Raw genomic sequence first — 8286 nt, forward strand, 5'->3', positions numbered from 1 at the left:
CTCTAGGTCTCACACGAACTCCGCAGACTTAACATCCCGTCTGCCCGACGGTAGGCCTACAAGAGACCATGAGAAAATAGCAGCATATGAACAAACACTCAAGCGGATGGCCGCCCCGCGAAGCGCTCCGCGCGCTCCTGTCTTATATCACCGCCTGCGCGGCCCGGCCCGATTGGGCGATGCTTTACGACGGGCTTGGTAAGCAATTTTTTTATGCCGAACGTTTTGCGTGTAATTGCCCTTAATTCTTCAAAAACAGGATTTCCGGGGTTGGCCTGATAGTGCTGCTGATTCCCCTGCTGATAAGTGACCAGTATGCCTGCTTCGGTCATTTTTTTTACTTCCCGGACAACAGCACCTTTGCCAGTCCCAGCCAACCGAACCAGCTCATTCAGATAAAACGATGTATCCGGCTTACCATAAAGCTCAGATAACAACCTTTGCTGGGTTTTCGTAAAGAGAGCAGAGGCAATGGTAGTCAAGAGGGAAGTCGTCCTTTAAAGGTCTCTTTTTGGGTACTACAGGTCTCATTACGGGACTTCTCAAGGTCCTTTCCTGGGACTCTTGAGTACCAGATTGAGACTGAAGAGGACTTAAAAATGGTATCCCTGCTCAACCCAATAATGCCAGTCACTCAAGTAATGAGCCCTGAACAGTCTCTCTGCGCTGATCAGCCCTCTAACCGTCAATCAACAGCTCCCCTTCCTGTTCACCTTGCCCATCCAGAACCCGGTAAAGCAGAGAATAAGCGACCCGCCATTGCCCTTCTGACACCTGCAGGGTGACCGATTTAGTATTCAGACGGAGGACATGGCCAAAATGTTCCTCTCCATGCTTATCTTTAAAACCCAGCAGATCGCCTACAGCAATGGCATGGCGACTCAGGCCTTGTTGAGTTTCATGATTAACACGAGCATCGGCACCTTCGAGGTTGAGCATGTAGTAAGGCACTGTCCAACGTTTACCATCGGTAAAATCCAGCACCAGCGCCCGCTTTTGCTTAAGCTGCAACACCTCACAATCTCGCAGCGAATTACTGTTACGATCAAAGTAGCTCAGCTTCTGCCCTATGGTCAGCGCAGCCTTGATCCTGCCAATACGTTCTGACGACTCCAGCTCACGATCAATCTTGGCATTCAGCCGGAATAGATCAAAGGTGCTGGCACGGTTCAGGGCTTCCAGCAATTGGGCATAATCCATGGTTGGCTTGGCTGGCGGGTTACTGTTATTCATTCTTCGTCGTTACTCCGGAAAAGAACATTCGAGCATCATCACATTCTGAACTCAGGAAGCTCACCTTCACCATAAACAATGGCTGGTTACCGGCGTCTTAATCCCTGCCAGTGGCTGATTTTCTTGGCATAGCGTTGTTTCAGCTCTGCCAGCTTCTGGTCATAGGCTGTTTGTCTGTTCAGCATTTTGGCCATCAGCTGAAGATCGCCAAGCTTTGTTGACAGCTCGGAATACACGGTAGATGAGCCTCTTTGCTCAAACAGTTCTTCCACCCGACGCCAATAGGCCTCTTCATTGGCGACAACGCTTTCGGCCTTTTGCTGCTGTTGCAGCTGCTTTTGCATCATGGCCTTTTCATCAGCCTTTTTCCGCAGCTCCCGGGCAGAAGCCAGCAGATGGCCTACAGTGACTGAACTGCTGCGCGGTATTTCCTGAGCCTGATCCACCAGAGCGGCAAACTGTTCTCTTCGTGCAGTACCGGTTTCATCTAACAGTAACGCTTTTAGCTGGGCTCTGGCCGTCGCTTCCGGGAGTTGCATGACATATTGATCAATTAACACTTCAGGCTCAACACTGGCATAATCCGGTTTGACCTTGGCCGACGCAACAACCCGTTGGGCATCCAGTTTCAGGAAATCACACAATGCACTCTGGCTGGCAGAAAGATCATCAAGGCCTGGAGTGATGGCGGGGGACAGCGCATCGGGTTCCAAATCATCCAATTGAGATAACCAGGCCAGATACAGTGAACGATAATCACCGTGCATCAGCTCACTGCGAATGTTCAGAAGGCTGCCCATCCAGCCATCGCCTTCATCCCACTCATCGTCGTAGCCGTCTTCATCTTCATAAACAAATTCAATAATCCAGTGCGCGCCAGACGATTTGTAAGTGCAGATATCCCCCAGGAGGTAACGCAGCAGTGTCGATTCATCAATAAGATGACGAGGCACCTTAATCGCAAAAATTTTGCAGCCAAAATTGGAGACATAAACATAGGCATCGAAGAACCTGCTCAGTAACTGCCTTGGGTCGGCTTTTAAATCACCGTAGTTATAGGTGTTACAGAACCGCGTAGACGATATCTGAGCCCGGCTGGAAATCCCCCGGAGATAACCCATCTCCTCTTTCGACAACTGCCGGTCAACGGCCACCAACTCGTAATACTGGTATTCACTCATGGTTGTTATGCCTTCTGCATCGTCTTACGCTTACGTACTTCGTCAAGGCTGACCACATTATCGGGCACAGCCAATGGTGCCTCCTGCCCGGTAACAGTAGCTGCTGCAGGAAAAGGATTCGGAAAATCCCCATCGGGCGTTTGCGGATACTCCCACTCAGACAGACCTCTGGCAAACCGGAACAGCCAATCATCTACCATCCGTGACATGGGAATAAACCGCTCCATTTGTTTTACACCAGAAAACGCCCTGGCCTTTTTGTGAACACAGTTGATGCGGTGCATTCCCAACCCGATCTCTTCACTCTCGTCCAGTTGTTCCACCCCATAATCTTCATAGGATTGACTCAGCCACTGCTCCGCATCCGCAACATGTCCGTTGACGCTGAGGTCGGTATTCCTGACAAACCGGATCCCCTTCTCCATATCCAGAAACTGGTCATACATGGTCTGAGCCTGCTCCTCTGTTGTAGCACCACTCTCTATGGCCATATGGATACACTCTCTAGCCCAGCGTTTGGTGAACCGCTCAGCAAACTCATCTAAATCTGAAAACATCGGGTTAGAAAACAAAATGGCATAACGACTGCGGGCTTCTACGGCAATAACATCCGTGTACCCTTCTCTATTCCGGTAGCCCTTAATCGCATGCACCTGCCAGGCAATGACATTATCGCCAGAAGCAATCGGCTGAGTGCCTATGCGCTTACCATCCGGACTGGGTAACCGATCCAGATCAACCTTCATGTACTGACAAAAGGCATTGGTCGCAGAAATTAATATTTCAAGCATTCACAGCATCTCTTATATTGTCCTCTCGCGTGGAGGGTTTACTGGTCGAAAATGACAGATTTGAACTATCAGTCAGATCACAGCGGGATGCAAGCAAGGGCAAAGTAATGTCATTACTTTGCAGATCCGGGTAAGTTCTCAGGAAAAATCTGCAATCCGGGCAAGAGCAAAATCACTGAATTTGCACGTATCAGAATACCTCCTCTCTCTGCATCGGAACACAGCCTTACCTCCGCCACCATCAGAGATTGAACGGCGGCAGCTGGAAGAAGTGGCCCAAATCGGGAATATGATCAATGAGCTTGTAACTATCATACGCTCCGGAAAAGTCCCTGACACATACGAACTACAGCTGGTCATTAAAGCAATCAGTCTCTTCGTAAAATTCCATAGCCAGAAACGATGATTGCTGATGCCAAACTGACCGGAAGTATAGCGAAAGGAATTTCCGTTGCACGCTATATGTTGGACCCAGATGCAAAACAGCAGGATTCTGACGTCAAAACAATGAAAAAGGCAGAGAGTAGTGAGCGAGTACTGAATATAGAGACAGACCTTGCCAATCCAATCTTGATAACCGACTCTCCGAAAGCATCGGCACAATCGTTCATCCGCAAGATCGTAGACTGGAACCAGCGTAACCGGCCAGGAAAGAAAGCTCCTCAATCACAGTGGGAACACCGTGTGATTAGTTTTCACCCATCAGACAGTCAAAAGCTGGATGCAGGAACTGCCTGCAAATTGGCCAGGGAATCTTTAGGCATGGTGGCACCGGGGCAGCGACCAGCCCTTTTCGTTGTGCACGGGGATACTGCGCACCTGCATGTGCATATGCTCTACGCAACGGTGAATGAAAAAGGCAAAATTTTTAACTTGCACCAAGACTATCGAATTTGGGAGCAGGCTATGGATAGCCTTGAAATTCAAGCCCTTTAAAGACGGTGTACTCACCAGCAAAAATACGTTTCAAAAATACTTCAGCCAGACGGAACTCCAGATCTTCATCGAACAGATTCTCGATGAAGAACCCATCCCGGTAGCGCCGGGGGATCTTTTATATTTTCAAAGACAAAGACGAAGAACAGCTCTACCTGGCCAATAAACAACGCCTAAGGCCACAATGGAAACAGCTGGTTCATAAGAGCAGGCCTACCTCCAACAAAAAACGGCTATTAGAAGAAAACCGTCAGCTATTGGAAAAGGCTCTTTTCGTATTGCAGACTGCTGATTTCATAAATCAGGCTGGAATCCTCCTGTGGCAGGGCTTGGCAATATTTAGCCAGCAGTTTCCTGAAGGCATTGTATATCAAGACCTTTGGCCAATTTTCATTGCAGAGCAGTCTGTAACCCGAAAAGAGCCATATTTATTTGCACTACGTGTTTGACCTTTGGGTTGACCAATGGCGAAAGCGGGAAGCCTCTGGACGAATGATTGTGGTTCGCTTTGCGGATGACAGTGTGCTGGGCTTTCAGCGTGAACCAGCAAAGAGCGAATGCGAGCGACATTGAGCAAGATCAAAGACTATCTCCTGAAACACAGGCATGCCCCCGTGCCGGAGCAGTTGAAATGGTTGCGACGTGTACTGCAAGGTCACATGAACTACTTTTCGGTGCCCGGCAATGGACTGAGAATCAATGCCTTCAGGACAGAGGTGCAAAAGATTTGGTACAAAGCCTTGAAGCGACGCAGCCAGAGAAGCAAACTGAGCTGGAAGAAGTTTGCTGCCTTCATCAATACTGTGTTGCCCAAAGTAAAAGTTCTTCATCCATGGCCGGAGCAACGGTTTGACGTTAAATACTCGAGGTAGGAGCCGTATGCGCTAGCAGTGCAAGTACGGATCTGCGCAGGGGGTGGCAGGTGACCGCCATTCCTACTGTGACCATTCATTACCGGTAACCTGTGTCCTGGTCAATTAAAGTGGTTAACCCTGGAGTTAATTGAATAACTGTTTTTTCAGCTGGCTTCAGCCTGGTCGCTACGGAAATCAGCAAACTCACTGATCATTTGCCGCGTAACTGCCTGTTGCCACTGACCGGTTGTCGTTTTGCCCTTAAGCTCCTGCAAACTCGCCCTTGCTATCTGGGAGACCAGTTCATCCTTTAATCGGGCATCACTGACCCGATCGCCAAATACCTGCGGGAATTGTCTGCTGACCAGTGACTTGATGGTTGCGTAGCTGCTGAGAATTTCGGTGATACGTTGCTGGTTGAACTGGTGCAGTCTGACTGGCTTCGGTAGCGCCTTGCCCCTGGTGTTGATCAGTTGGGCCCGGTCACTGGCACTGGTGCGCACTGGCAATAGTGTTATCACCAGCTGATTGAGACGCTGGGCCTCATCCGGATGGGGCTCAATGCCCTGGCGCTGGATCAGTGCCGCTGTTTTTATCCGGTTGATGGCTTCTGCCGGTGCCTCAAACCGGGCGTTATACAGAAGGGTAAACAGTTGCCAGGCTCTCTGATCAAGTTGGAAGGTTTGCCAATCGGGGGGCTGCCTGTCCGACGGTTGATCCGAGCCTACCGGGATAGGCGATGGTGTTTGTGTAGCGACGGCAACATCGGCCTCCAACCGGGCCAGGGGGGCAGAAAAATGGTCAAGGCCCAGATAGTCGGGTTGACTGGCCAGCGATTTCAGCAGATCCAATTGCCTGTCCGGTGCCAGATTCATAAAGCGGGACCGGGTTTCACGGTAACGACCGGAGACCAGGCCCCTGACCAGTGGCAGGTCCGTTGGTGGTGTGATGTCAATTTTCTGGCTGGACGGCAATCGTTGTTCAAGAAGTTTGGTCAGTGAGTCCATGGTGTTGGCCGATGAACCCTGCTCCAGCCCGAGCAATTGGCCCAGTCGAATGATTACACTCTTAGGTTGGCGATTGTGCAGTTGTGCTGCCTGGCCAATAATCTTGTCAAACAGATGTTTTGGTATATTGTCGTTCACTGTCTGCTCAGCCAGTCGGCTTCTGGCCATGGCCTGTAACATGATTCTCGCCAGTTGTCTGGTTATGCCATGATCGACGGTCTTGCCTGTTGACGGATCACGAAAAAGTGACGTACCGGGTGCCTGGCTAGTGCCGCGCAGGGAGCCGTCAGCCCGGAATATATTGTCAGGTTTCTGGTGTTGTATGCCCACTGTCGTTGAGGTGAGAACGCTTGATAGAAAGTTTTCCGTTGCCTTGCCAGCGGATGCTTCAGGCAGGGTCTGGATAATGGCCAGGTTAATCAGATCGTCCTGGTCCCACTGTGTACTGACATTTTTATCCGGGTTGGCCAGATCGTTGGCCAGGGCCGTGAGTTCTGTCCGCAGTTGTCTGGCCAGAGCCAGGCTGTTAGTCAGCAGCTGCATACCCGGTGACTGGTCAAGCGGGGAGGCGTTCTTTCCTGTGGTTCCTGGTGCCATGGTGTGGTTCAGGTGTATGGGGCGATCACTGATTTTTGCAACCAGCATGTTAGCCAGCGTCAGGTTGTCGGTGAGTGAATAGTTCGTCGGTGTTATGGCACTTGTGGCAATTTGGCCATTGGTGCTGGGGGTACTGGCTATGGCCAATGGTGTGCTGGTTTTGCCCGGGTCAGGCTGGACACTGGTCATGCCATGGGATGGGGGAGTTGGAGCGGTATTACCCTTCAGTTTCCTGACAGGATTTATGTCGGGTTGCTGGATATTCTCAAGAAACAGGGCTTGCTCCTGTTGCAAGATACGGGTTAATAACTGTTGGTTGTGGGGCCTGTGTTGCTGGGCAATGATATCACTGTTCAGTTTTTTCGCTTTTTCCGCTGGCTCAGGTTTTTCCTGTGGTCGGGAGTTCCCGGTTACCGGCGTCGTCTGCTGTTTCTGGCCAGTTTTTCCATGCAGAATTTGGCTCAGGTCGTTCAAAAAACGATCAAAGCCGTCAGGATTGGCTGACTGTGGTTGCTGCTCTAAGGCTTTGAGCAGATGATCTGTGTTCACGGAGGCCGTTGCAGGAGGGGTATAAACACCAGACGAAAGTCGTATGATGGCGGCACGGTCCAGAGGTTGTTGGTTGCTATAGCCCAGGTCTGACAGCATCTGCAGGCGTATATTGCTGAACGTGGCATACATTGTCTGGAACTCGGAAATGACCTTGGCGCTGATGATGGACTGGGCAGTACGGTGATTTTTTTTACTGATTGCAGCCGGGGTCAGATGCTTCATAAACTGGTGAGCATTTTTATAAATATTCAGAAACTTGTTGCTGAATTGTTGATTCAGTTGGTGCAATGAATCCCCCAGAAGAATCTCTTTTTCCAAACTGTCTAATGGTTGCCCCTCGGTTGCTGGTGCCTGGCGAACCTTGTTGCGGGTATCGGCATAGGTTTTGGCCATTTCTTTATTGAATCGTGAATGGATCGTTTTGCATTTGTCTGTGAATGATTTGATGAATCGCCGCAGCCGTTGGTTGTTATCAGATTCCGTCTTTGGCAAAGACGTAGAATTTGTTGTTGCCGTGGCCGTTGTGTTTTCGGTCGGGTTTGTACGATTGGAAATACTGGCGGTCTTCTCTTGCGGTGTGCTGTCAGGTGTTGTTGTTGTGGTGGTGGTTGTCTTTTCGACTGCCGTGCCTGTTGATGCAGGCGTCATTGATGAGGAAGAAGCAGCTGAGCTATCTCTGGAAGCAGAAATAACTGACTGCTTGGCCGTGTCGGGGGTTGTTTGTTTTGATTGTCTGGCCTGTGCAGCGGTTGAGATGATTGTTGAGGTTGGAGACGGCGTTGTGCTGTCAGAGATGCGAGGGTCACCTCCTGCTGCGGTGGTTGCAGATGATAATGCTGCTTGCCCGGTTGTCGATTGAAGTATTGCTGTTTTATCAATTGTCGCCTGAGTTATAGCGGTTGCTGGCGATTGTGTTGATGGAGTTGTTCCTGTGGCTGTTGAAGTTTCTGTCAGCGGTGACGCAGCCGTTGTGCTATCTGAAATGCTAGAAGTTATTTTTTGACTGGCGGTATCAGACGTTGATCGTGCTTTTTTCTCGGTTATTGATTGTTGAGTTGTTGTCTGTTCGGCTGTCGTGCTTGTTGATGCAGGTGTCATTGATGAAGAAGCAGCTGAGCCATCTGTAGAACCAGAA

Annotated in this window: 10 protein-coding genes; 5 read left to right on the top strand and 5 right to left on the bottom strand. The window is 50.1% G+C overall.

The features are described 5' to 3' along the window. Window positions 1-98: 98 nt before the first annotated feature. The 4 genes from KDK15_RS15805 to KDK15_RS15820 form a co-directional block, all read right to left on the bottom strand. Window positions 99-482, bottom strand: coding sequence for a winged helix-turn-helix domain-containing protein (locus KDK15_RS15805; protein WP_257296350.1), 384 nt, complete (start codon window positions 480-482; stop codon window positions 99-101). A 196-nt stretch (window positions 483-678) separates the two neighbouring features. Further along, window positions 679-1233 carry a hypothetical protein gene (locus KDK15_RS15810; protein ID WP_257296351.1) on the bottom strand — a complete coding sequence of 185 codons (555 nt, stop codon included), beginning with the start codon at window positions 1231-1233 and terminating at the stop codon, window positions 679-681. An 86-nt stretch (window positions 1234-1319) separates the two neighbouring features. Continuing rightward, on the bottom strand, window positions 1320-2414 hold the full coding sequence (locus KDK15_RS15815; protein WP_257296352.1) for a hypothetical protein: 1095 nt from the start codon (window positions 2412-2414) through the stop codon (window positions 1320-1322). A 5-nt stretch (window positions 2415-2419) separates the two neighbouring features. After that, window positions 2420-3205, bottom strand: coding sequence for a hypothetical protein (locus KDK15_RS15820; protein WP_257296353.1), 786 nt, complete (start codon window positions 3203-3205; stop codon window positions 2420-2422). Between the two features lie 118 nt (window positions 3206-3323). Between KDK15_RS15820 and KDK15_RS21565 the strand changes: the two genes are divergently transcribed. The 4 genes from KDK15_RS21565 to KDK15_RS15835 all read left to right on the top strand — a co-directional run bounded on the left by KDK15_RS21565 (window position 3324) and on the right by KDK15_RS15835 (window position 5013). Further along, window positions 3324-3611, top strand: coding sequence for a hypothetical protein (locus KDK15_RS21565; RefSeq protein WP_373691385.1), 288 nt, complete (start codon window positions 3324-3326; stop codon window positions 3609-3611). Further along, window positions 3608-4141, top strand: a complete 534-nt coding sequence (locus tag KDK15_RS15825) for a relaxase/mobilization nuclease domain-containing protein (protein ID WP_257296354.1) — start codon at window positions 3608-3610, stop codon at window positions 4139-4141. Before KDK15_RS21565 ends, KDK15_RS15825 begins: the two co-directional genes overlap by 4 nt. 432 nt (window positions 4142-4573) lie before the next feature. Then, on the top strand, window positions 4574-4714 hold the full coding sequence (locus KDK15_RS15830; protein ID WP_257296355.1) for a hypothetical protein: 141 nt from the start codon (window positions 4574-4576) through the stop codon (window positions 4712-4714). After that, complete coding sequence (locus KDK15_RS15835; protein WP_257296356.1) at window positions 4699-5013, top strand: hypothetical protein; 315 nt, start codon at window positions 4699-4701, stop codon at window positions 5011-5013. The genes KDK15_RS15830 and KDK15_RS15835 overlap by 16 nt, the downstream gene beginning before the upstream one ends. Before the next feature lie 146 nt (window positions 5014-5159). Here the strand turns inward: KDK15_RS15835 and KDK15_RS15840 are convergent, their stop codons facing one another. Further along, on the bottom strand, window positions 5160-7544 hold the full coding sequence (locus KDK15_RS15840; protein WP_257296357.1) for a hypothetical protein: 2385 nt from the start codon (window positions 7542-7544) through the stop codon (window positions 5160-5162). 34 nt (window positions 7545-7578) lie between these two features. On the opposite strand from KDK15_RS15840, the gene KDK15_RS15845 reads away from it, so the two are divergent. Further along, window positions 7579-8010 carry a hypothetical protein gene (locus KDK15_RS15845; RefSeq protein ID WP_257296358.1) on the top strand — a complete coding sequence of 144 codons (432 nt, stop codon included), beginning with the start codon at window positions 7579-7581 and terminating at the stop codon, window positions 8008-8010. The last annotated feature ends 276 nt before the right edge of the window (window positions 8011-8286 follow it).

The sequence above is a fragment of the Endozoicomonas sp. YOMI1 genome (assembly GCF_024606345.1).
Lineage (GTDB): Bacteria > Pseudomonadota > Gammaproteobacteria > Pseudomonadales > Endozoicomonadaceae > Endozoicomonas.